This window comes from Bifidobacterium tibiigranuli (assembly GCF_009371885.1).
Lineage (GTDB): Bacteria > Actinomycetota > Actinomycetes > Actinomycetales > Bifidobacteriaceae > Bifidobacterium > Bifidobacterium tibiigranuli.
Genome location: NZ_QLZA01000002.1, coordinates 181865 through 205384, shown reverse-complemented (window position 1 = coordinate 205384; position 23520 = coordinate 181865). Strand labels below are relative to the sequence as shown.

Below are 23520 nucleotides of genomic sequence, written 5' to 3'. Positions count from 1 at the left end.
GGCATACAGTGCGCCCATCCGGCCAATCGCCATGTCCCGAGCCTGACGGTACTCGCTCGCCCATGGCGCAGGAACAAGGCTGGCGGCCGCGCGAACGGCTGCGTGAGGAAGGAATCATATGAGCCATCAACTAGTATCCATCGGCATCATCGGCATCGGGCACGTCGGCCCGCACGCGGCGAACAGCTTGATCTTGCAAGGCATCGCGGACGAGCTGCTGCTATGCGACGTCAACGAGAGCAAGCTTGCCGCCGAGGTGCAGGATCTCAACGATTCCGTCGTTTTCGCGCCGCACCGGGTCGTAGTGCGCAACTGCCATGCCGATTACGAGCAGCTGGCGGGCTGTGATGTCATCATCAACGCCGCCGGCAATGTGAAGCTCGCTGCGGTGAGCCGTGACGGCGAGCTGTTCGCCACCGTCGATTCGGCCCGCACCTTCGTCGGGCGGCTTGCGGCGGCTGGATTCGAGGGATTCTGGGTCAATGTGGCCAACCCCTGCGATGTGGTGTCCGCCGAAGTGCACCGGCTTTCGGGGCTGCCCACGAACCATATCATCGGCACCGGCACATGCCTCGACTCCGCCAGGCTGCGCGAGGTAATCTCGCTGACCACGAAGCTTGCGCCCGAATCGATTCAGGCCTATATGATCGGCGAGCACGGCAATACGCAGATCGCCGCTTGGTCGGCCATCAGCTTCGCCGGCGTGCCGATGAAGAATGTCATCAGCAAGCCCGGATTCAGCGATCTCAAGCCCGACGACGTGCAGGCGAAGGCGCGTGACGGCGGCTATGTCGCCTATCGCGGCAAGGAGTGCACTGAATACGCCATCGCCAACGCGGCGGTGCGCATCACGCGGGCCATCCTGCACGACGAGCATGCGGTGATGCCTGGCTCGGTGTGGCTTGACGGGCAATATGGTCAGCGCGGATTGTACATTTCGGTGCCGTGCATCATCGGCGCAAATGGCGTCGAGGACATCGTCGAGCTGGACCTGAACGACGAGGAGCGGGCCGGATTCGCCGCCTCCTGCGACGCCGTACGCGCCAACACGGCCCGCCTTGCCCCCTTCAGCATCGAGGAGTCGCGCAAGAACCCGGTCACACTGCCGAAGCACGAGTAACGCTGAGATATATGGAACGAAAGGGCCGCTGACGACTGGGGTCAGCGGCCCTTTCGTTCCATTAGTCCTTCAAGAGCAGTGCAGGGCACACAACCTGCGCCACGCTGAACTCGCGCGGACTCAGGGAGGCCTGCGAGCGGTGTATAGTGGGTTTTGGCTCAACGAAGAGAATCTTCCAAAGCCGGTAAAAGATAAAAAACAAATGCTGACGTATGGAGTTTCCGAAGTTGGGAACGACAAACCGATGCATGGCCCTTCACTACGGATCGTTCGGCACGTACCTGCCGATGAAAGGACGACCATCATGGCAGAAGTAGTATTCGAGCATGTGACTCGCGTCTACCCGGGCAACGATAAGCCCTCGGTGGATGATTTGAATTTGGACATCAAGGATGGCGAGTTCCTCGTGCTCGTCGGCCCTTCAGGCTGCGGAAAGTCTACGACTCTGCGCATGCTGGCCGGCTTGGAAGAGGTCAACAAAGGCCGCATCCTCATCGGTGGCAAGGACGTCACCACGATGCAGCCCAAGGATCGCGATATCGCGATGGTGTTCCAGAATTACGCCCTGTACCCGCATATGACGGTGGCCGACAACATGGGCTTCGCCCTGAAGATCGCCGGCACCCCCAAGGCAGAGATTCGCAAGCGCGTCGAAAAGGCCGCCGAGATTCTCGACCTGACTGAATTCCTTGATCGCAAGCCGAAGGCCCTGTCCGGTGGTCAGCGTCAGCGCGTGGCCATGGGCCGTGCCATCGTTCGCGAGCCGAAGGTCTTCCTCATGGACGAGCCGCTTTCGAACCTCGATGCGAAGCTGCGCGTGCAGACCCGCACCCAGATTGCCGCCTTGCAGCGCCAGCTGGGCGTCACCACCCTGTACGTGACCCACGATCAGACCGAGGCTCTGACGATGGGCGACCGCATCGCCGTCATCAAGCTCGGCATCCTGCAGCAGGTCGGCGCGCCGACCGAGCTGTACGATACCCCGGCGAACGTCTTCGTCGCAGGCTTCATCGGCTCGCCGTCAATGAACCTCAACACCCATCCGGTGGTCGATGGCAAGGCGAAGATCGGCAGTGACACCATCGATCTGCCGGCCGACATCGTTGCCAAGCTCACCCCTGAGGACAACGGCCAGATTGTGATCGGCTTCCGCCCGGAGGACGCCGGACTGGCGACCGCCGACGATGCCAACGCCTTCTCGCTCAAGGTCGCAAACGTCGAGGATCTGGGTTCCGATGGCTACATCTACGGCACCATCATCACCGACGACTCGGCGCTCGAGTCTTCGGCGACGATGTCCGACCAGAACAAGCTCACCACGATTCGCGTGAACCCGCGTGCGCTGCCGAAAGTCGGCGAGACCGTCAAGATCAAGATCGACCCGGCCAAGATGCACCTGTTCTCGCCTTCGTCCGAGCTGCGTCTCAACTAATCTTGGTGCGGTCGACAGATCGCACCAACCAGTAAGCGAGGTCATCTCTTCCTCTCTTGGATCTCGCTCGGGAAAGCCCTGCATAGCTGCGGGGCTTTCTTGTATGCTTACGCATTTTTCTTCATTTTCTGCATCTTCTCGTAGCTTCTCGTATCCGAACGCTAGATTGGTCGATATGGAATTCACAAAAGTGCCCGTCGGCATATCGGGTATGTCCGCGCGTACGAACCCGCAGATTAAGGCGATAGTGCAAGGCTCCGGCGATGATGGCGGACAATCGGACGAGGAGCCGCGCAGCCTGACCATCACGGCCGCCAGCTCGAACCCGAAGATGTTCACGCTGCCGTGGGAGCAGCCGCTGTCGCAGTGGCCGCAGGAGCTGCTGGCCAATCTGCCGCGCGGCATTTCGCGGCATGTCGTGCGCTTCGTGCATGTCGGCGATGAAGTCTACGCGATGAAGGAAATCACGCGTGGCGTGGCCGAGCGGGAGTACGAGCTGCTGCGGCGGTTGCAGAAGCTCGACCTGCCGACGGTCACGCCGATTGCCGTGGTCACCGGGCGGCACAGCAAATCCGGCGAGCCGCTCGAATCGATTCTCGTGACGCGGCATTTGAAGTTCTCGCTGCCGTACCGTGCCCTGTTCGCGCGCAATCTGCGCCCGGACACCGCGCAGCGGCTCATTGACGCGCTGGCCGTGCTCATGGTGCGGCTGCACTTGGCAGGCTTCTACTGGGGCGATGTGTCGCTGTCGAACGTGCTGTTCCTGCGTGACGCGGACGAGTTTTCCGCGTTTCTAGTTGATGCGGAGACCGGCGATCTGCATGCGGCGCTCACCGACGGCCAGCGCGAATACGATATGGACTTGGCGCGCACCAATATCATCGGCGAGCTGATGGACTTAAGTTCCGGCAAGCTGCTGCCCGGCGACGTGGACGAGGTCGAGGTGGGCAACGGCCTGGTCGATCGCTATCATTCGCTGTGGAGCACGCTGACCGACACCGAGAAATTCGGACCGGACGAGATGTGGAAGATCGAGCGGCGCGTCAACAAGCTCAACGAACTCGGATTCGACGTGGACGAGCTTGAGATGAAGACCACCGAGGACGGCAACCGCATTCTGGTGCGCCCGCGCGTGGTCGATGCCGGGTATGCCTCGCGCAAGCTGCTGCGGCTTACCGGACTCGACGTGCAGGAGAATCAGGCCCGGCGCCTGCTCAACGATCTCGACGCCTACCGCGCCTCGACCTGGCAGGATGACGAGGATCTTGAAATCGTCGCCACCGACTGGATGCGCGTGGTCTTCGAGCCGACCGTGCGCATGATTCCGCATGAGTACCGTTCGCAGATCGAGCCGGCGCAGTTCTTCCATGAGATTCTGGAGCATCGCTGGTTCCTGGCCGAGAAGGCCGGGCACGATATCCCGATGCGTGAAGCGGTTAAAAGCTACATCGACACGGTGCTGCCGAAGTACAAGCTCAACACCGAGGATGTCGACAAGCTCAACGCCGAAGCCGATTCCGGCGTGGTCGACGACGAGTCAACATACGGATTCGACGGCTACGGTTCAGATGCTGATGATGCCGATGATACTGACGACTCTGACGATTCCGAAGGATCCGACGCCATCGACAGCGACCCCGACGCGGCTGTGTGGGCGAGCTGACGCGCTATTCCTTGAGTCGATGTTGCAGCGTGCAGTGGCAGCGCTAAGGTAACAGCACCATAAGTCATAAGTATGGGGCCGAGGCCATATCCTCAAGGACTGGCTGCGACCCCATACGTTGTGACGGTAAATGTGCTGGTAACGCTGAATGGTGTTATTCCGTAGCAGTACCTGCGGCCGCTTCGCGACGTGCGCGAGCCACTGCGTACAGGCTGATGCCTGCGGCGACGGAGGCGTTGAGCGATTCGACCATATTTGTGATCGGGATGCCAGCGATGGAGTCGCAGGCCTCGCGCACGAGTCGGCTCAGACCCTTGCCTTCAGAGCCGAGGACGACCACGAGCGGATCGGATTCGAAGCCGGTCTCGCCCACGAGCGCATCGCCGCCGCCGTCGAGGCCGACGGTGTAGTAGCCGTGCTCCTTGAGGCTTTCCAGCGCCTTGGTCAGGTTGACGACCCGGGCTACGGGCATATGCGCGGCGGCTCCGGCAGACACCTTCCATGCGGCTGCGGTCACCGAGGCCGAACGACGCTCGGGCAGAATGACGCCGTTGGCGCCGAATGCGGCCGCCGAGCGGATCACCGCGCCGAGATTCTGCGGGTCGGTGACGCCGTCGAGCGCGATGAACAGCGGACGCGCGGCGATGCGAGCCTCTGCGGAATCCGCAGACTGCATCGCGCGTGCCTTCTTCTCGGCGCGTTCGGCCAGCTCCTGCAACGAGGAATACTGGTACGGCTCGGCCTTGAGAATCACGCCCTGATGATTGCCGGTGCGCGCGATGCGATCCATCTCAAGCCGGTCGGCTTCAAGCAGATTAAGGCCCTGCTGCCCAGCGAGCCGCACGATGTCGCGCGTGCGGTCGTCATGCTCGATGCGCGAGGCGATGTACAGCTGCGAGCTGGGTACGCCCACGCGCAGCGCTTCGAGCACGGCGTTGCGGCCGATGACCAGATCGTCGGAATCCGACGTGAATTTTGCGACGCGACGGCGTGCGGCGATGCGTGGATCGGCGACCTTGCGGCGGTCTGCGGTTCTCTTGGCGCGATACGCCTTGTGATAGACGCGATCCTCGGCCTTCGGCGTGGGGCCTTTGCCCTTGAGCGCATTGCGGTGTTTTCCGCCCGACCCCTTGGTCGGGCCCTTCTTCGTAACCATAGCCGCCATTCTCCCAGAACCCCACGGCAAACGGGTTTTTTGATGAGAAGGGCTGGCATCTTATGAAAGATGCCAGCCCTAGGCCTCAATAAAAGGTGGAGCCGAACCACCTGTCTGATACGGCCCATCTAAAGCTTTGTTTCGTCGCCGCTGGTGTAGATGGTTCGCACGCCTTACCAGACACTGTGATTCTAGCATGTTTTCTTTTCTCTTCGCATACCATTGAACTCGTCGCTTGGTATCTCGTCGCACGGATGCCGGCGTCTCATCCTGTTTTATGGCGGGGTGAGCCATCTCGCCGCGTCAGCGGCTGTTGGCGCGGCCTCAATAAAGGAGCACTGTAATGTGCTAGCCGAATGAGGAACCGCCGCGAGGAAACTTGCGGTTATTCATGACGGTGGTCTTGGTCATCGTCGCTGCCAAGATCGATACGATCACGGCAGATGTCATGTGCGTGATCTTCATGGTCTACGTGATGACAATGGACTATAGGCATCGCCTGTAGATGGTTGGTGCCCGGCTGATTTACCATGGTCGGGCACCGGCCCCTCATTTTGCGTTGCCATACGATTGCGGCACAGCATCAGGCGACGTTGCACAGCCTCATCGCTACCTGACATTCCGACGTGTGCAAATCCTGTTGATGCCTGAGAGTGTCTGCGAACGGCGAAATGCGATTGTGTACTATGGGTTAGGTAATCGTTGGCGGCATGAGCCGCAGCGACCACTAACCGCGCAGTTTCGTTTTTGCACATATGCGTTGCACAACGGGCTGACTACTCCGCGGCCAATCCTCAGGAGAACACCATGATTGGTCGATCCGATGATCAATCCATAGCATCAGCAGGCGTTTCGTCAGTAGATATGACGCCAATCGATGTGGCGCAGCCCGCAAATCCAAGCAACCGCGAGGTTGCGCCCGACCAAGCTGACCCTTCGTTATCCGACGCCGACGCCGTTGCCAAGTCGCTGAACGTCAACCCGGCCACTGGCCTCAGTGACGACGAGGCGTGGCGACGCTTGGAGCAATTCGGCCGCAACGAGCTGGACAGCGATCCTACAACGCCCAAATGGAAGAAGTTCCTGCAGCAGTTCCAAGACCCGCTGGTGTATCTGCTGCTTGCCGCCACGCTGATTTCGCTGGTCGCGTGGTTCATCGAGCGGGCGAATGCGCGGCCGGGTGCCGAAGGCGGCGAGGCGCTGCCCTTCGATGCCATCGTGATTGTGCTTATTCTGATGGTGAACGCGGTACTGGGCTATCTGCAGGAGGCGAAGGCCGAGCAGGCAGTTGACGCGCTGGCGAAAATGACTGCGCCGCAGACCTCCGTGCTGCGCGGCGGCAAGGTCAGCCGCATCGATACCGCTGAAGTCGTTCCCGGCGACATTCTCGTGCTGGGCGAAGGCGACTCGGTGTCGGCCGATGGACGCTTGTTTGCCGCGGCATCACTGCGCATCGCCGAGGCCAGTCTGACCGGCGAATCCGTGCCGGTGGGCAAGAAGCCCGCCACGCTTGAGCAGGCCAAGGCGCTGGGCGACCGCACCAATATGGTATTCAACGGCACCGCCGTCACGCAGGGCACAGGCCGCGCCATCATTACCGGTACCGGCATGGACACGCAGGTCGGCAAGATCGCCGAGATGCTTTCGCACACCAACGACGAGGCGACGCCGCTGCAAAAAGAGATGAACCGCGTCTCCAAGATATTGGGCATTGCCGTGGTCCTCATCGCTGTGGTCGTGCTGATCGCGCTCGCCACGGTGGAGGGCTTCCACGATATTCATGACGTCATCGACTCGCTGCTGCTCGCGGTATCGCTGGCCGTCGCAGCCGTGCCGGAGGGCCTGGCCACGATTCTCACCGTGGTGCTCGCGCTCGGCGTGCAGCGCATGGCCCAGCATCACGCCATTGTCAAAAAGCTGTCTTCCGTGGAAACGCTCGGCTCCGCTTCGGTGATCTGCTCCGACAAGACGGGCACGCTCACGCGCAATGAGATGACCGTCGAGCGCGTAGTGACACCGAGCGGCGAGGTGCAGATAACCGGCACAGGCTACGCGCCGCAGGGCCGCATGGTCGCGCAGGATGGCAGCGATGATATCGATGCCGAACTCGCGCACGAAGTGTTCACCACGCTGGCTGCCGGTTCCATTGCGAATGATGGCGACCTGCGGCAGGGGAGTTCGGGCGACTCTGGCAGTTCGACTGGCTCCTCTCACGACGGCTCGCACGGCACCTGGGAGGCTGTGGGCGACCCTACCGAAGTGTCGCTTATCGTCGCGGCTCGCAAGGTCAAGGCCGTGTCGCGCTTCTCGAATTTCGAGCGCGTTGCCGAGATTCCCTTCACCTCCGAACGCAAGCGCATGGCGGTTATCGCCAAGGACAACGCCGATTCCGGCAAGCTCACTGTGTTCGCCAAAGGAGCGCCCGACGTGCTGTTGGGCTACTGCACGCATATCGCCGTAGGCAATGCGGTGCGGCGGCTGACCAACGGCGACCGCGAGACCATACTCGATACGGTCGAACGTCTCTCCTCGCAGGCTTATCGCACACTGGGGCAGGCCTACCGACCGCTGGAAACGCAGTCGCTGGCCGATGTGCCGGGCGTGCGCTCGAACGCTGCCGGGCAGGTGACGGACATCGCGGAGCAGAGCGAAACGATTGAGACCGGGCTGGTCTGGGCCGGCATGGTCGGCATCATCGACCCGCCGCGCACCGAGGTTCGTGCCAGCGTGACCGAGGCGCATCGCGCCGGGATTCGCACGGTGATGATCACCGGCGACCATCCGCTGACCGCTTCGCGCATCGCTTCTGATTTGGGCATCATTGAGGCCGGCGAAACAGGAGACACAGCAGGTAAAGCGCTGACCGGCGATCAGCTTGACGACTTCATCGACAACGCGGCGCTGGACAAGGCCACTTCCGAGGTCTCGGTTTACGCCCGCGTGGCACCTGAACACAAGTTGAAGATCGTTGAATCATTGCAGCGCCAAGGCAATATCGTGGCGATGACCGGCGACGGCGTCAACGACGCTCCTGCCGTCAAATCCGCGGATATCGGTGTGGCCATGGGTATCACTGGCACCGAGGTGACGAAGGAATCCGCGAATATGATCCTCGCGGACGACAACTTCTCCACCATCGTTTCGGCGGTACGCGAAGGCCGCGGCATCTTCGACAACATCAGGAAATTCCTGCGCTACCTGCTCAGCTCCAACGTGGGCGAGGTCTTCACGGTATTCGGCGGCGTGATGTTCGCCGGATTCCTCGGCATCACCCAGCCGGGAACCGCCGGCGTCACCGTGCCGCTGCTCGCGACCCAGCTATTGTGGATCAACCTGCTCACCGATGCCGCGCCGGCACTCGCGATGGGCGTCGACAAATCGTCGGAGGACATGATGGCCCGGCCGCCGCGCAAGGTCACCGATCGCGTGATCGACGCACCGATGTGGGGCGATATTATCTTCATCGGCATTATCATGGCCGCCGTCACGTTGATCGGCATGGATATGCATTTGGCCGGTGGATTGTTCACCGACCGCAGCGTTTCGGCGCTGGGCCACGAGGCGCAGATGGTCGAGGCACGCACGATGGGCTTCACGATTCTTGTGTTCGCCCAGATGTTTAACGCCCTCGCCTCGCGCTCGCACTTGCAAAGCGCGTTCAAAGGCCTGTTCGCCAACAAATGGCTGTGGGGCGCCATCGCGATTTCGGCGCTGCTGCAGCTGGTCGTGATCTACGTGCCCTTCCTCAACGCCGCCTTCGGCACGACGCCGTTGGCACCCTTGGACTGGCTGGAATGCATCGGCCTGGCCCTGTTCGTGCTCGTTGCCTCGGAATTGCGTAAGGTCATATTGCGCCTGCGTGATCGGAGCTTGGCTCGATAAAGGTCATACACAAGTCGGCCGGTAGTGATTTCAACCCGCGGAATTCCGCCACTCGAAATCGCTATCGGCCGACTTGCCCTTGCTCATGCAATCTTAGGTGATGGCCTCAATCCTCGATGTCGGCCTTGTAGAAGTGCTCATAGGAGCGCGAAGGGGTCGGGCCGCGCTGGCCCTGGTAGTGCGAGCCGGTGCCGGCCGACCCATACGGGTGCGCGGCGGGGGAGCTGAGCTCGAAGAAGCACATCTGACCGATTTTCATGCCGGGCCACAGCTTGACCGGCAGCGTGCTCACGTTCGACAGCTCCAAAGTGATATGCCCCTCGAAGCCGGGGTCGATGAAGCCGGCGGTCGAATGGGTGACGATGCCGAGGCGACCGAGTGAGCTTTTGCCTTCGAGCCGCGCGGCGACGGTCGCGTCTAGTGTTATGCGCTCCCATGTGGAGGCAAGCGCGAACTCGCCCGGATGCAGGATCCATGGCTCGCCGGAGGCCACTTCGAACTGCTCGGTGAGCGCGCCTTGGTTCTCGGCCGGATCCACGTAGGTATAGGCGTGGTTGTTGAACAGGCGGAAGAAGCGGTCGAGGCGTACATCGATGGACGCGGGCTGCACCATCTCGGGCGTCCAAGGTTCCAGCGAGATATGGCCGGCGGCTTGGAACGCGAGGATGTCGCGATCGGACAGAAGCATGATTCCCCCTCACGGGTGCGTGCGCTTGGTCGCGGCGGTGCGCCGCAAAGCCAAGGCATGATTGACGACGATTCTTAGCCCAGTCTAGTTCTTCCCAGCGTCACCGTCTTCCCTAGCGCCAAGTCGGATGGATAAAATTTCACAGCGAATGCGCGGCGATGCAGACGTTTCGACAGTGTCCGCAGACGCAATACAGCGCAATACAGTGAGGTGTGCAGTGAAATCCACAGTGGGATGCATAGACAAATCTCTCTAGATTTTCAGGAATTTACCAGAAAATACCAGCGGTATGCCAAGCATCGGGTGGTTAAGTAATTCATGTCAGCAAGAGTTGGCCGGGAACGCAAGTTCTTGATAATTGAACCCTTTCTTCTTCTCTCCTTTCTCCCCGGCGACTTTCCCCTTCGCCGGGGTTTTCTTTTGCCGCGACGACCCTGCAGCGGGTTAACGGATTGAGCCGAGTTAGCCGAGTTAAGCGGGGTTGGATAAAACCGTGTTAGTTATAGCCCCTATAATCGTGCTTGGCGTACGACTTGGCGAGGGCCGTATCAGGGAGGCAGCATGGACGACAATTTCGACTTCTTTGACAACGAGAATAACGGCTCAGAGGATTCTCGTGCTGCACGGGTGACTCAATCTGGCAACGAACAACCCATCAACTCTGATGCTGTAGTGGATGCTGAATCTACTGGGCAGGAGCAGAGTCATGGGCATAAGCGCGCATCGCGCCCGGCGAACCGCTGGCTGAGAGGGTTGGCCGGCCTGTGCGGCTTGCTATCGGTAGCTGCAGGGCTGGTGGGCGTGGTGCATGCCGTGGCGCCGGCATCATTGCCGTCTGTGCCGCGCTCGCTTCCCGTGCCGCTGGCTATCGGACTGGCCGTTATCGCGTTCGTGCTGGTCATTGTTGCGCGGGTCGGATTGCCGAAAGACGTGAGCCGGCGCGGCGTGGGAACGATCGCCGTGGTCACTGGCGTATTGGGTCTGATGCTCGCTGGCGGCGGTTTGCTCGTGACGAACATGGTGCCCGAAGGCATTATCAAGGCGCCGGTGCGCGATGACGCGCCGACTACAAGCACCACGCAGATGGAGCACGATCTTGAGCAGGCGGCAGGCCCGTGCAGCAGCGGCTGGCGTGAACTCGGCGCTGGTTCCTATCCTGGGGTTTCGCAGGCTGCGGCCTGCATCGACACGCGAGTGGCGTTCGTGACCTTCGACAGCAAGGCCGCGGCATCGATGGAGCGGTCTGCCGCACAATCGATGATCGCCCAGCAGCTACGCAAGCGCGCGAACGACGCCCAGGCTCAAGGCGACTGGTACACGCTCAACGGTCCCCTATGGATGGCAGTCGGCCAGAAAAACGACATGACTACGCTGCACAAAACCTGGGGCGGCACGCTGGAGGCGCTCGGCAGCACGACCGAGCAGTAGAGCAGTAGCGGGAGCGGAGGCTATAGGCAGGCGTCGGCGCGGCGCAGCGTCCAGAGGCGCCTTCACCTCTTTTACCACGAATCCCTTTCCCGTACACTGGTATGCAACAATGCAAAGAGGCAGGTGCCGGAGCCGCTGGTTGGTTACAGAGATTGTATAGAATTTAACTGACTTGTAGACTCGCGGTTAGCAAAGGGAAAGGAGGAATGTGATGTCATCAATGCTGAGTGTCGCGGTTCCTCCTAGAGTGTGGGATTGGGTGCTGAAAATCGGCGACAGAGATCGGCTGAGCAGTGCATTATCCCGAGATATCGAGCGTTGGAAAATTGGTAGGAATGCTCCGACAATGGCTGATATTGATACTGTAAGCACACGTTTGCGGGTGCCGTTTGGCTATTTCTTCTTGCAGAATCCAATCGATGACACGCCGGCGGTTTTTGCGCATCGAACATTGGGCAGCGAAGACAGCATGAAGACGCCTTCCCGAGATTTGGTCGATACAGTCAATGATATGGCTGCCTTGCAGGATTGGGCGAGACAGGATCAAATCGATGCGGGTGAAGAAGTGCTTCCCTTCGTCGCTTCTATGACGCTTCATTCCACAGTTCCGCAGATTGTGGGCTCCATTCGGGAGGTCTTGGCGCTTTCTGAAGACTGGTTTGATGAAGGGAATCTGCACAGCGCCAAAGATGCTTTTGATTTTCTGCGCAAACGGGCCGAACGGGCGAAGATTATCGTCATGATGAACGGCGTTATTGGCGAGAACACCCATCGTAAGCTTGACCCTGATGAGTTCCGCGCTTTTGCCCTGATTGATGAGTATGCTCCTTTGGTATTCATCAACCGTGCCGATGAACCTGATGCGGCAAGGCTGTTCTCACTTGTGCATGAGCTCGTTCATATTTGGCTTGGTGCCGACGAGCTGTTTAACGACAAAGCGGTACCGCATGCGGTGAGCGAAACCGAACGACTTTGCAACGCAGCCGCAACTGAGATTCTCATGCCCGATTCCGTATTTGTACAGGAATGGAAGAACGGTGGAGTTGACTTGGACACTGAGGCTCGGGTAAAAGTCGTTTGCGGCAGATTCCCGGTTTCTTCCAGTGCTGTGTTGCTGCGGGCCTTGAATCATCGGCTCGTCACTCAACAGCAATACGAGCAAGGAGTTGAGAAGGCGCGTGAATGGGCAGATGGCGAGAGACCAAAACCATCCGGTGGTGATTACTATCTGACAAAACGCAGCAGATATGACCGTCGTCTTCTCGACCACATCGCGACGAGTGTGGCGGAAGGAAGAACCAGCTATCTGGATGCCTATCGTTTGACGCGCACAAACAGGAATACGTTCCCTAAGCTATTGGAAATGCTTGCATCATGAATGGCACCATCAGGGGACTTGAGCAGCTTACTCTCGTGGGCAATGAGATTGAGTATGTCATCGACTCAAACTGCTTGATTGACCCATACAACAAGTTCTACAACCCTGACTTTGCATTGTCTGCTACGTTCTGGGACCACCTTGCGCAATTAGTGGAATTTGGACGTGTCGGCGTATTGGATAAAGTCTGGCACGAAACGTATGCCAAGCGGGATTCGGATGAACTTGACAAGTGGCTCGACAGAATCAAGCCCTCAGTTATATCGTGTGAAACCGATGGTGAGATTATTGGTGGATACCAACAAGTGCTGCAAAAAATAGCAGATGAGCATTCCGGGTATCAGCAAAAAGCGGTCATGGATTGGACTCCGCGCGAAATTGCAGACCCGTGGCTTATCGCTGCGGCACAGCGGTTTGGGTCTGTGATTGTTACGTCTGAGGAGGGTCAGAATGAGGTGGATATGCCTTGGAAGCGACCGAAGATCCCGACGGTTGCGAGCATGTTCGACATCAAATGTGAGGGATTGTTCGGCTTCATGAGGGCTGTGCAAGTGTTTTGAAATTCGATTTCGGCGTGTCACAGTTTGTATTGCAGATAAGGCGGATATTCACAAATGTCGTGGCTGGCGACGAATGATCTGTCTCTGTAGAAAGTAGCGGGTGGATGCCGGAATTCATCGCTTTGCCGCGATGCTGACGTATATTGTGGGTATGGCAGCTCAAGAGCGTAAATCGGTTGGTCGCGAATCCAGTGTGGTGCCCGGAAGGTTCGGTGACCCGGTGCAGGTGACGCAGGCGCGGTTCTCGCGCGGTGGGGGCAATACCGCGCCGAATCGGCCGCTGTTCCTGTGCTTGCACGGGTGGGGCTCCAATGAGGAGGACCTCGCCGACATGATGCGCTATGTCGCGCCATATAACGACTATGCGTCGCTGCGCGCGCCGTTGGAGCTTGAGGCGGCGGGCAACGGGCGTTACGGTTTTTCGGCGGGGGCTTACAGCTGGTTCCATGACTGCGTGCCGACTGGTGAGGATCTTGACCTTGATGCTTTCGCTGCGGCGACGGCAATCGACGAGTGGGTTGCGGCCAACATTCCCGACGGGCGCGACGTGGTGCCTATCGGGTTTTCGCAGGGCGGCGTGCTGGCAGTGCAGGTGCTGCGCGTGCATCCCGAACGCTACCGCGCGGCGATTACGCTGTCCGGCTTTCTGGCCCCCGGCGCGCTTCCAGATGATGAGCGTCTCGCCGAGCACGAGACTCCGGTGTTCTACGGCTTCGGCGCCAACGACACAGTGATTCCCAAATACGAGTCCCATGCGTTCGCGGCCTGGCTGGAAGAGCACACTTGGCTCACCTCCAAAAGCTATCACGGCCTCGATCACTCCGTAGGCCTTGAGGAGTTCAGCGACATCCGCCAATGGCTCCTCCTCAACAACATCTCCTCCGGTGTGCTGTAGGCCACACGGCTGTGAGCTACAGCTCGCTATCCGCGTCAACCTGCCGAGCCGTTAAGCGGACAACGCTGTGCGTTGTCCGTAGGCGAGGTGAGCAGCCGCTAAGGCTGCGAAGGATGCAGGTAGATGCTGACAGCGAACTTACAGTTCGCTGTCAGCATCTACCTGCATCACATACACATTCCTGCGCAGATGCTTGGCCTGGGCGCGGGACACTTCGCCGGATTCGACCATGTCGCGGATGATGCCGAGTTCGATGGCGTAGCTTTCGTGCTTGGCTTCGTCGATCTGGGTCAGCAGCTTCGTGCTGACGGCGACGCTGGGGCGGGCGCGCAGAGCGGCCTCCGCACGACGGTAATCAAGGATGAGCGCCGAACAATATTCGGTGTCGTCCGGGTTCTGGCCCATTTCGTCATACAAATGGTCGATCACGTATTCGAGGGCGTTGAGCTGCAGGTCGCGCATATGGATGTGCACTTCGTTCTCGCTTACCAGCGGGGTGGTGCGGCGTATTTTGGCGTTGACACGGCGTGTGAGAATCAGCGCGCGGCGCTGCATGGCGCGGATCCTGCCGCGAATCTGCGAGACGGTTCTGCCCGAAGGGTGGTCTGTGGAGACGTGACGCAGCGAGTTCATGATCTGGTCGAGCATGCGCTCGCAGGCTTCGATGCGCAGCTCCCGCTCGTGCGGATCGCCCTGCGTGCCGGCTTTCGCCTTGTCAAGCTGCTCTACGATATAGTCCTTCTCCCAGTGCAGCGCGGCGACCTGCAACTGCTCCATCTTGCGCGGGTCGCCCTGCCCGATGCGCTGCTTCAAGCGGCTGATGCGCTTGGTATAGGAATCAATGACCTGCAGCACGGCGCGCCGATTCTCCGGGGTGACGCGTTTGGTGAGCTCTTCGACGGTGCGCCGGACAGCTTCGATGGTGATTTCCATCATTTCGGTTGACTCGTCGTCGCCGCGATTCGGTGCGAGCAGCGGCAGCATGAAATTCGCCAGCACCAGCGTGGTGATGATGACGCCGGAGGAGACGAAAATCAGTTCGTCGCGCAGCGGGAAGGCCGCGCCGGAGCTGATGACGTAGGGGATCGTGAACATCAACGATAGCGTGATCGTGCCTTTGGGGCCGCCGAAGGTCATCACTGCGGCGGAGCGCCAGCGGTTCGCGGTCATCGTGCGGCGCAGCCCGGTCTCCTGGTCCTTGCTGAGCCAGGCCACGAGGCTCACCCACGCGAATCGCAGCCCGATGACCACCAGGCAGGCCAGCACAATAATCTCGATAAGCATGGCGTGGCTGACCGCGTGATGCGTCCAACTGGTGCTCAGCGCCTTGGGCAGCTGGAAGCCGAGCAGGATGAACACCGCGCCGTTGAGGCTGAAGGAGAGCACGGACCATACGCTGCCCGAGACGATGTTGGTTCTGGCCACGTTCGGCCCCACGCCGGTGCGGTCGAAGTGGATGACCAGCCCGGCTGCGACGACGGCGAGCACGCCCGAGACATGCGCTATATCGTCGGCCCCGAGGTAGATCAGGAAGGGCAGGAAAATCTCCATGAGGATTCTCGTGGTCGTGGTTTCCCAGCCGACCGATCGCAGGGTTTCGAACAGCCAATTGGCGAGCACGCCGAGCAGGAGGCCGAAGAAGGTGCCGCCGATGAAGGAGATCAGGAACTCTCCGGTGGCGTGCGCCAACGAGAACGACCCGGTCACTGCGGCGAGGATCGAGAACTGGAAGCCGACGACGCCCGAGGCATCGTTGAACAGCGATTCGCCTTCGAGCACGCTGCGCTGGCGGTTGGTGAGCGAGGCTTCGCTGCTGATCGAGGAGACGGCCACCGCGTCGGTCGGCCCGAGCGCCGCGCCGAGCGCGAACGCCGCCGCCAGTGGAATGACCGGCCACATCGTGTGCAGCACGAATCCGATGGTCACCATCGTCATGAGTGCCAGCCCGATGGCGAGCGAGAGCGAAAGATTCAGCGTCTTCAGCAGTGCGGACTTATCGATTTCGTGGGCTTCCAAGTACAGCAGCGGCGCGATGAACAGCACCATGAACAAGTCCGGATCAAGCGCGATATTCGGGAAGAACGGCAGTTGCGCCATAAGCGCGCCCAGCGCGATCTGCACCAGCGGGGTGGAGATACGCGGGATGAAGCGACTGAGGAAAGATGAGAGCACGACAGCGCCGACGACGTACAGAATCAGCGTGAATGCGTCCATATCTTCTCTCCCTGTGGGCCCGTTCCCTAGGCCATTATAGGGTGCGTATGTATCGGCGTTCCATCGCAGGGCGTAACCGTTGGGTGTCGGCTTGCTTCGCGGTCGGTGTCTGTGGCGGGTTGGAGCGAGTTGTCGTCGGGCTGCTTGGTGAGTTGCGAGAACCAAGATGCCAGAATATCGGCCGGCGTTTAGACTGACCGTATGGGACATGACGGCATGAGGCGCAGCTACGGGCAGGCGATGCGTGAGGCGCTGCAATTGGCGCGTCAGGCCGCAGATGAGGGGGAGGTGCCGGTCGGCGCGCTCGTATTGGATGCCGATGGGCGGATTCTTGGGCAGGGGCGCAATCGACGCGAGAATGCTGGAGATCCGCTGGCGCATGCCGAAGTAGAGGCGATGAGAGCCGCAGCGCAGGCGTTGCGTGGGCAGCAGAGTGCCGATGGATCCCTGACGTCCATAGCATCCCGTGCGCCGATACTGGCTGAGCCTGTGTTGAATGACCCGGTGTCGAATGAGTCAGCACCGAATGAACGCCACGCGCCTTGGAATCTCGCCGAATGCACGCTGGTGGTCACGCTTGAGCCGTGTCCCATGTGCGCCGGGGCGGCATTGCAGGCGCATGTGGGCCGCATCGTCTTTGGCGCATGGGACGCGAAGCTCGGAGCCTGCGGGTCGGTGTGGGACATCCCGCGCGATCCGCATGTCGGCTCTCACCCAGAGGTCATCGGCGGCGTGGAGGAGGAAGCGTGCACAGCGCTGCTGCGCGATTTCTTCCGCACGCGCAGGCTCTAGAGCTAATTTCTTGTTCTTGGCAGGTAACACGCTGAAGGTGGAAAGAAAGCGTTGGCCATTTAGCATGGAGGCCATAACAGCTCCGTGCTTGCGCACATGTTCAGCGATGAAGGGAAGTCCGATGACCTTAACCTCCATGATCCCAACTCCAAACTCAACGCCAATGCCAACGAATGATTCCGCGATGCAGGTGATTACCGGTGTTGCGGCCGATGGGCGAGCGGTGAAGGCCATATATATGGCCCAGCCGAAGACGGGAGTTGCTTTCGCGCTCGCGCTGATTGATCATGAGCTGCCGCGTGTCGTGCATTGGGGGCGGCCGTTAGCGCATCCGCGAGCCGTGCTGAGTATGGTCGATGCATTGCAGCCACAGCGGGTTTCTGGTGCGTTGGACGAAACACAATGGCCGAGCGTGCTGCCGACGCAGGCCGAAAGCTGGACCGGGGCCACACGGTTCGTCGTGCGGCGCGGAGGCATAGAGCTGTTCTGCAAGTTCGCGGTCACCGATGTGCGCATTGAGGATGGCGACGCGGCGACGTTCACGGTGGACGCTGCCGACGAGGGGCAGGGGGTCGCGCTGACATGGACTTGCGAGCTGACGGCCAGCGGCTTGGTGCGGCAGCGGGCCGAAGTTCGCAACACCGGCGTGGGCGAGTTGGCCGTCGACAAGGTGGAGCTCGGCTTCGGCGTGCCTGCGGGTGCGCTTGAACTGCTGACCACGAGCGGACATCACCTGCGCGAACGCCATCCGCAGCGCCAGATGCTGCAGCAGGAGCGCATCGAGCGCGTCTCCATGACTGGCCGGCCCGATTTCGATGCGTCACTGCTGATGACCATCGGCGTGCCCGGCTTCGGTTTCGAGCGCGGCGAGGCATACGCGGTGCACACGGCGTGGAGTGGCAACAGCGTGCTGGCGGCCGAGCGCAACGCCTACACGCAAGGCCAGATCAGCGGCGGCGAAGTGCTGCTCGGCGGGGAAATCGTATTGCAAGGCCAATTTGAGAGCGACGCGCAGAATGGCGGCATCGCCAATTTTGCCGATGCCGATGCCGATGCAGCCGATTCCTCCAATCGTGCAGATTCCGACGTGTCAGGTGGCACCGGTGCAGAGCCCGACTCCGATTCCTACATCACCCCCTGGCTCTACGGCGCGTACGGCGATGGACTCAACGAGATCGCCCAGCGCTTCCACGCACAGCTCCGCTCGCAGCATCCGGAGCTGGCGGCCAAGCCGCGCCCGGTGATACTGAACACTTGGGAAGCCGTGTATTTCAACCATGATTTCGATACCCTGAAGGCGCTCGCGGACAAGGCCAAACAATCCGGCGTGGAGCGCTTCGTGGTTGATGACGGCTGGTTCGGCAGTCGCCGTGACGACACCACGGCCTTGGGCGATTGGCAGATTTCGCCGCAGGTCTGGCCCGAAGGGAGCAAAAGCCTCAAGGCGCTCGCGGACTATGTGCATGCGCTGGGCATGGAATTCGGCCTGTGGTTCGAGCCTGAGATGATAAGCCCCGATTCCGACGTGGCCGGCGCCCACCCCGATTGGATCGCGAAGCCCACGCCGAACCGTCTGCCGATGCAGGGGCGCTCGCAGCAGGTCATCGATCTGAGCAATCCGGAGGCGCGCGGTTACATCCTCGGCTGCATGGACGCGCTGGTTGGCGGGCTGGGTATCGACTACATCAAATGGGACCATAACAAGCTCGTCACCGAGGCGGTGTCGCCGCGCAGCGGTCGGCCGATGGTGCATGCGCAGACCCTAGCCGTGTATGAGATATTCCGTGCGCTTCGGCAAAAGCATCCGGGCTTGGAAATCGAAAGTTGCGCATCCGGCGGTGGGCGCATCGACCTCGGCATCCTCGAATTCGCCAGCCGGGTGTGGGTTTCCGACTGTGTCGACCCGGTGGAGCGCGCCACGATTCAGCGCTACACCTCGCTGCTGGTGCCACCCGAGATGATGGGCGAGCATGTGGGAGCCAGCCCAGCACATTCCACGATGCGCGCCACGAGTCAGGAATTGCGCATGGCAATGGCGTTCTTCGGGCATATGGGCATCGAGTGGAATCTACTGAAGCAATCAGCGCAATCGCTTGCCGAACTCGCAGCGTGGGTGAAGGCATTCAAGGAGCATCGCGCCGATTTCGCCTCCGGCTTGGTCGTTCACGGCGATTGCCTTGACCCAGCTGTGCAGCTGGACGGCGTGGTGAGCACTGACGGGTCGAGAGTGGTCTATCGCTTCACGCAGCGCACCACCTCGGGCACCTATCCTGCCGCGCCGGTACGTCTGCCCGGCTTGGACCCGGACGCCGTGTACCGCGTGCGGCCGTTGGCTGTAAACCGAGACCTCGGCAGCGATATCACAAACGCGCAAAGCCCAAGCGGCTGGTGGAATGCCGAAGGCATCGCGCTCGACGGGCGGACCTTGCAGACTTACGGCCTACACGTGCCCTCGCTGCATCCGGCGCAGGCCGTCTTGTTCGAAGCTAAGGTGCTCAGCAGTCCACTGGACTGATGTGCCGCACGATGACCTGGGACGCGGCGGCCTTCGCCCAGAGTTGCCAGTCGTGGTCCATGATGTCGAAGCGCACGGGCGCGCATTGGCTGTGGCGGTAGTGGTTGATGCCGTCGCGCACTGAGTCGGTGCCGAGCTGGGCAATGAACGCCGTCTCTCCGGCGACTATGATCGTGCTGGGCATGGCAAGATTCGCAACGATGGCGATAAGCGTGCCCAGCCGGAAACAGGTGCGGCTGACCAGGCGTGTGGCAAGGGAAGTCCCGGCGCGAGCGTCGCGTGCGAAGTCGTCGAAGCGTGCTTCATGACCGACCATCAACGAATACTCCTGCGCAATCGAGTCAGTCGTCAGGCACTGCGCGCACCCCACATGCCCGGCGCTGCACCGAGGCCCATCCGGGTCGATTGGAATGTGCCCGGCCAGCCCGTAGTCTTTGTCTGGATAGTCCACCGGGCTGCCGTGCACCGCCAACGAATAGCCCACGCCTACGCCCATGGTGATGATGGCGAAGACGTTCATGCCCACGCCCGAACCGAACCAGCTGGAGTCCACGAGCAGCGAGTCGATGTCGTTGAATACGCCGGCCGGCAGCCCGGTTGCTGCGGTGACCATGGCCGCGAGGTCGACAGGCTTCTCCCAATGCAGGAATGGCGAGAATGTCACGGTAGCATCGCCCTGCACATGGCCAGCCAGAGCGATGCCTACTGCGGTCGGCGCGGCAAGCCCTTGCGCCGCAAAATCCTGTGAGCATTCGTCCACCAGCTCGGCCAGACAGTCGACCACGGACGCCGGGTTTTGATCAGTGAAGCTGCGTTCATGACGTTCGATAATGACACGGCTGTGCGCGTTCACCGCCGTGGCAATCGCCGAATTCGTATGCACTTTGATGCCGATGAAGGTTTTGGCATCGGTGCGTACCACCAGTGCCGTCTGCGGCCTTCCGCGTCGACGCTCCCTGCCGCGATCCAGCGTGAGGCTTGCAGCGGAGTTTTCGCCAAGCGTTGTCGCAGACGGCAGCTCCGCAATGACTCCCTCATGAATCAGGTCGCTGGTGATGCGCGAGAGTGCCCCTTGCGAAAGCCCGAGCCGCTCGGCCAGTGTGGTGCGCGCCACGGGCCCGTATTTCAGGATGCTCGCGGCCACGCGGTAGGTGTATTGCGAACCGGTGAACCATTGCGGTATCGGATGCGTTGCGACCATGCTATTCCCCTCACCATGTATTTTCTTTACTTAAGCAATAAAATAGTCGAAACTTTGGATTTCCGCCATCAAAGCGTCGTGGCTGCGTCATATATGGCATGATGCAACGCATGATGTTCGGCCGGCTGTGCAGTCCAAGAGCTCGCTTTATTTGCCGGTTTTGCAAGGCTCGCGGAGACTGGGAATGAAAACGCGCGGCGGCTACGGTTGAGAGCTACTTAGGGCCACGGCGAGGAAGCGGTGGCCGAAAGAGCAAAGGAGTCTATGTATGGACACGGATTCTCACCGGACGCACAAGCAACCGCACAAGCAACAAGGAACCCGAGAAACTCGAAGGGTTCGCGGCCCGCTGCACCGGATACTGACCAAGGCTGCGTCCTGCGTGCTCGCCATCGGCGTCTGCGCTGCAGGACTGGCGGCATGCGGGACTTCGAGTGCGTCAGAGGTCACGCTGGATTTCTTCCAGTATAAATTCGAGGCAAGTGACTGGTTCACCAAAGCCGCTCGCGATTTCGAGCAAATGCACCCCGGCATCCGGGTCAACGTGAACAATTCGCCGAATGCCGTGACCGATCTGCGCACGCGTCTGGTGAAGAACCGGACGCCGGACGTCATCACCATCAACGGCGACATCAACTACGGCATGCTCGCCGAGGCTGGCGTGTTCCACGATTTCACCGACGACCCGGTTGTTGGCACGCTTAACCCCGGCATGGTGAAAATCGCCAAGAATCTGGTCCAGACGGACGACCCGTCTCATAAGCGCCTGTATGGTTTGCCCTTCGCCGGCAACGCCAGCGGCTACATCATCAATGCGCAGCTGTGGCGCAAGGCAGGTCTCGATCCAGACAACCCGCCGACCACATATGACGGGTTCATCAATGCCCTCAAGACCTTCAAGCAAAAGGGCATCACGCCGGTCGCGGCCAGCTACGGCGACCCGTGGACGCTGCAGGCCCCGCTGGCCTCGCTAAGTTCGACGCTGGTGCCGGAAAGCGAATACGCGAGGCTCAAAGCGGGCAAGACTACTTTCTCCGAGCTGTGGACACCGACAGCCCAAAAGCTGGTCGAAATCTACCAGAACTATGTGCAGGCGAATCCGGGCATCACCTATCAGCAGGCCACGCAGGACTTCGCCAACGGCAAGGCCGCAGTGCTTCCGCTAGGCACCTACGCCATCCCGCAGGTTCGCCTGATCAATAAGAATATAGATATCCGTTTTGCGCAGATGCCCGCCACCAACAACCCCAAGGAGCAGAAGCTCACGGCCGGCGATGACGTGATGCTGACTATGGGGGCCAACACCAAGCATCCCAAGGAGGCCCGCGAATTCATCGACTTCCTGATGTCGCGCGAGCGATTGGAAGACTATGCCAGGGCCCAGTCGGCGTTCACCCCGCTTAAGGAGACTTACGTCGGCGATAAGGCGCTGCAAGGTGTGGTGCCGTTCTTCGAGGAATCGAGACTGACCGACTTCTGTGACCATTACGTGCCGCCGAGCATCAACATCGCAGGCTTCATGACGACACTGGTGCAGACCGGCAATGTCGATCAGTTCACCAAGAGCATGCAGGCCGAGTACGACAAGGCGCAAGCGCGGAACTTCCGCTGAGACGGGAAGAAGGACAAAGACATCATGCAGCACACAACACAAGCGGCTAGTGCACAAGCAACCAGCGTGCAATCAGCCCAACCGCACGGCAAACCCAAAAAGGTCAGCCAATTCTCCAAACGCAAGGTCGACAAGGCCTATTACTGGATGACGGTTCCGGCAGCGCTACTGGTGGTGGCCTTCCTGTACTGGCCGTTCATCCAAGGCGCCGCCTACTCCTTCACCAATTCGCAAGGCTACGGCGAATACAAGTGGATTGGCTTCAAGAACTATGGTGCCATGTTCTCGGACAGCCGCGTGATCAACGCTTACCTGTTCACGATTGTCGTTGCCATCCTCATTACCGTCGGCACGAATCTGCTTGCGCTGCTGCTTTCGGTGCTGCTCAACGGCAAGATCGCCTTCAAGAACGGCTTCCGCGCCATCTTCTTCATACCCTTCACGCTGGCGATGCTGGTCATTGGCTACGTATTCAAATACCTCTTCATGGTGCCGATTCCCACGCTCGGGCAGGCGCTGCACATCTCGTGGCTGTCCATATCGATGCTGACGAACCCGCAGCTGGCGTGGTTCCCGATTGTGTTCCTGTCGATCTGGCAGGGCGTCGCCTACACCACGCTGATCTACTTGGCCGGGCTGCAGACCATCGACGCCGAGCTGTACGAGGCAGCATCCATCGACGGCGTAAACACCTGGCAACGCTTCTGGAAGATCACCTTCCCGCTAATCGGGCCGTTCGTGACGATCAACATGGTGCTGAGCCTCAAGAACTCGCTCGGCATCTTCGATCAGATTGTCGCGTTGACGGGCGGCGGGCCGGATTCCAAGACTGAATCCGTCTCCTACCTTATCTTCACCAACGGCCTGGGCAATGGCGAGTACTCGTATCAGATGGCGAACGCAGTCATCTTCTTCATCGTGCTGGCCGTCCTCGCCTTCGTGCAGCTGCACTTCTTCGGCAGCGAGGAAAAGGTCTGACGTGAT

The 23520-nt window shown here is 60.4% G+C and carries 16 protein-coding genes; 12 read left to right on the top strand and 4 right to left on the bottom strand.

Annotated elements, in window-relative coordinates; all coding sequences use genetic code 11:
- The first annotated feature begins 118 nt into the window (after positions 1-118).
- The 3 genes from DDF78_RS02425 to DDF78_RS02415 all read left to right on the top strand — a co-directional run bounded on the left by DDF78_RS02425 (position 119) and on the right by DDF78_RS02415 (position 4215).
- Positions 119-1120 (top strand): L-lactate dehydrogenase, encoded by a 1002-nt coding sequence (locus DDF78_RS02425; protein WP_152580055.1) that lies wholly within the window; start codon positions 119-121, stop codon positions 1118-1120.
- Positions 1121-1424: 304 nt separating this feature from the next.
- Positions 1425-2552 carry an ABC transporter ATP-binding protein gene (locus tag DDF78_RS02420; protein ID WP_152580054.1) on the top strand — a complete coding sequence of 376 codons (1128 nt, stop codon included), beginning with the start codon at positions 1425-1427 and terminating at the stop codon, positions 2550-2552.
- A 175-nt stretch (positions 2553-2727) separates the two neighbouring features.
- Positions 2728-4215: a DUF4032 domain-containing protein gene (locus tag DDF78_RS02415; protein ID WP_419465469.1), complete on the top strand. Its 1488-nt coding sequence runs from the start codon at positions 2728-2730 to the stop codon at positions 4213-4215.
- A gap of 154 nt (positions 4216-4369) precedes the next feature.
- On the opposite strand, the gene rlmB is transcribed toward DDF78_RS02415, so the two are convergent.
- Positions 4370-5371: a 23S rRNA (guanosine(2251)-2'-O)-methyltransferase RlmB gene (gene rlmB / locus DDF78_RS02410; RefSeq protein WP_152580053.1), complete on the bottom strand. Its 1002-nt coding sequence runs from the start codon at positions 5369-5371 to the stop codon at positions 4370-4372.
- Between the two features lie 864 nt (positions 5372-6235).
- Here rlmB and DDF78_RS02405 point away from each other — a divergent pair.
- Complete coding sequence (locus DDF78_RS02405; RefSeq protein ID WP_419465470.1) at positions 6236-9253, top strand: cation-translocating P-type ATPase; 3018 nt, start codon at positions 6236-6238, stop codon at positions 9251-9253.
- A 106-nt stretch (positions 9254-9359) separates the two neighbouring features.
- On the opposite strand, the gene dcd is transcribed toward DDF78_RS02405, so the two are convergent.
- Positions 9360-9941, bottom strand: coding sequence for a dCTP deaminase (gene dcd / locus DDF78_RS02400; protein WP_152580051.1), 582 nt, complete (start codon positions 9939-9941; stop codon positions 9360-9362).
- Positions 9942-10502: 561 nt separating this feature from the next.
- Here dcd and DDF78_RS02395 point away from each other — a divergent pair.
- From DDF78_RS02395 to DDF78_RS02380, 4 genes are all read left to right on the top strand, one after another.
- A complete protein-coding gene (locus tag DDF78_RS02395) occupies positions 10503-11369 on the top strand; it encodes a hypothetical protein (RefSeq protein WP_152580050.1) in 867 nt (288 codons plus the stop codon).
- A gap of 211 nt (positions 11370-11580) precedes the next feature.
- On the top strand, positions 11581-12747 hold the full coding sequence (locus DDF78_RS02390) for an ImmA/IrrE family metallo-endopeptidase (protein ID WP_152580049.1): 1167 nt from the start codon (positions 11581-11583) through the stop codon (positions 12745-12747).
- Entirely contained in the window at positions 12744-13307 is a 564-nt protein-coding gene (locus tag DDF78_RS02385) for a DUF4411 family protein (RefSeq protein ID WP_152580048.1), read from the top strand. Before DDF78_RS02390 ends, DDF78_RS02385 begins: the two co-directional genes overlap by 4 nt.
- Before the next feature lie 151 nt (positions 13308-13458).
- On the top strand, positions 13459-14202 hold the full coding sequence (locus DDF78_RS02380; protein ID WP_152580047.1) for an alpha/beta hydrolase: 744 nt from the start codon (positions 13459-13461) through the stop codon (positions 14200-14202).
- 138 nt (positions 14203-14340) lie between these two features.
- Here DDF78_RS02380 and DDF78_RS02375 read toward each other — a convergent pair whose 3' ends face one another.
- Positions 14341-16416: a cation:proton antiporter gene (locus tag DDF78_RS02375; protein WP_152580046.1), complete on the bottom strand. Its 2076-nt coding sequence runs from the start codon at positions 16414-16416 to the stop codon at positions 14341-14343.
- A gap of 201 nt (positions 16417-16617) precedes the next feature.
- On the opposite strand from DDF78_RS02375, the gene DDF78_RS02370 reads away from it, so the two are divergent.
- Positions 16618-17208 carry a nucleoside deaminase gene (locus DDF78_RS02370; RefSeq protein WP_237564513.1) on the top strand — a complete coding sequence of 197 codons (591 nt, stop codon included), beginning with the start codon at positions 16618-16620 and terminating at the stop codon, positions 17206-17208.
- Positions 17209-17371: 163 nt separating this feature from the next.
- A complete protein-coding gene (locus tag DDF78_RS02365) occupies positions 17372-19723 on the top strand; it encodes an alpha-galactosidase (RefSeq protein ID WP_419465468.1) in 2352 nt (783 codons plus the stop codon).
- On the opposite strand, the gene DDF78_RS02360 is transcribed toward DDF78_RS02365, so the two are convergent.
- A complete protein-coding gene (locus tag DDF78_RS02360; protein ID WP_152580045.1) occupies positions 19704-20924 on the bottom strand; it encodes an ROK family transcriptional regulator in 1221 nt (406 codons plus the stop codon). The two genes, DDF78_RS02365 and DDF78_RS02360, sit on opposite strands and share 20 nt — an antisense overlap.
- Before the next feature lie 268 nt (positions 20925-21192).
- Here DDF78_RS02360 and DDF78_RS02355 point away from each other — a divergent pair, with 268 nt between their 5' ends.
- Together DDF78_RS02355 and DDF78_RS02350 are read left to right on the top strand one after the other, a co-directional pair.
- On the top strand, positions 21193-22536 hold the full coding sequence (locus tag DDF78_RS02355) for an ABC transporter substrate-binding protein (protein ID WP_152580044.1): 1344 nt from the start codon (positions 21193-21195) through the stop codon (positions 22534-22536).
- Between the two features lie 24 nt (positions 22537-22560).
- Positions 22561-23514 (top strand): carbohydrate ABC transporter permease, encoded by a 954-nt coding sequence (locus DDF78_RS02350; RefSeq protein ID WP_152580043.1) that lies wholly within the window; start codon positions 22561-22563, stop codon positions 23512-23514.
- The last annotated feature ends 6 nt before the right edge of the window (positions 23515-23520 follow it).

Bases quoted from the DNA above. Each gene is read 5' to 3' on its own strand.
- DDF78_RS02425 (WP_152580055.1), top strand. From the start codon at position 119: ATGAGCCATCAACTAGTATCCATCGGCATCATCGGCATCGGGCACGTC.
- DDF78_RS02420 (WP_152580054.1), top strand. From the start codon at position 1,425: ATGGCAGAAGTAGTATTCGAGCATGTGACTCGCGTCTACCCGGGCAAC.
- DDF78_RS02415 (WP_419465469.1), top strand. From the start codon at position 2,728: ATGGAATTCACAAAAGTGCCCGTCGGCATATCGGGTATGTCCGCGCGT.
- rlmB (WP_152580053.1), bottom strand. From the start codon at position 5,371: ATGGTTACGAAGAAGGGCCCGACCAAGGGGTCGGGCGGAAAACACCGC.
- DDF78_RS02405 (WP_419465470.1), top strand. From the start codon at position 6,236: ATGACGCCAATCGATGTGGCGCAGCCCGCAAATCCAAGCAACCGCGAG.
- dcd (WP_152580051.1), bottom strand. From the start codon at position 9,941: ATGCTTCTGTCCGATCGCGACATCCTCGCGTTCCAAGCCGCCGGCCAT.
- DDF78_RS02395 (WP_152580050.1), top strand. From the start codon at position 10,503: ATGGACGACAATTTCGACTTCTTTGACAACGAGAATAACGGCTCAGAG.
- DDF78_RS02390 (WP_152580049.1), top strand. From the start codon at position 11,581: ATGTCATCAATGCTGAGTGTCGCGGTTCCTCCTAGAGTGTGGGATTGG.
- DDF78_RS02385 (WP_152580048.1), top strand. From the start codon at position 12,744: ATGAATGGCACCATCAGGGGACTTGAGCAGCTTACTCTCGTGGGCAAT.
- DDF78_RS02380 (WP_152580047.1), top strand. From the start codon at position 13,459: ATGGCAGCTCAAGAGCGTAAATCGGTTGGTCGCGAATCCAGTGTGGTG.
- DDF78_RS02375 (WP_152580046.1), bottom strand. From the start codon at position 16,416: ATGGACGCATTCACGCTGATTCTGTACGTCGTCGGCGCTGTCGTGCTC.
- DDF78_RS02370 (WP_237564513.1), top strand. From the start codon at position 16,618: ATGGGACATGACGGCATGAGGCGCAGCTACGGGCAGGCGATGCGTGAG.
- DDF78_RS02365 (WP_419465468.1), top strand. From the start codon at position 17,372: ATGCCAACGAATGATTCCGCGATGCAGGTGATTACCGGTGTTGCGGCC.
- DDF78_RS02360 (WP_152580045.1), bottom strand. From the start codon at position 20,924: ATGGTCGCAACGCATCCGATACCGCAATGGTTCACCGGTTCGCAATAC.
- DDF78_RS02355 (WP_152580044.1), top strand. From the start codon at position 21,193: ATGGACACGGATTCTCACCGGACGCACAAGCAACCGCACAAGCAACAA.
- DDF78_RS02350 (WP_152580043.1), top strand. From the start codon at position 22,561: ATGCAGCACACAACACAAGCGGCTAGTGCACAAGCAACCAGCGTGCAA.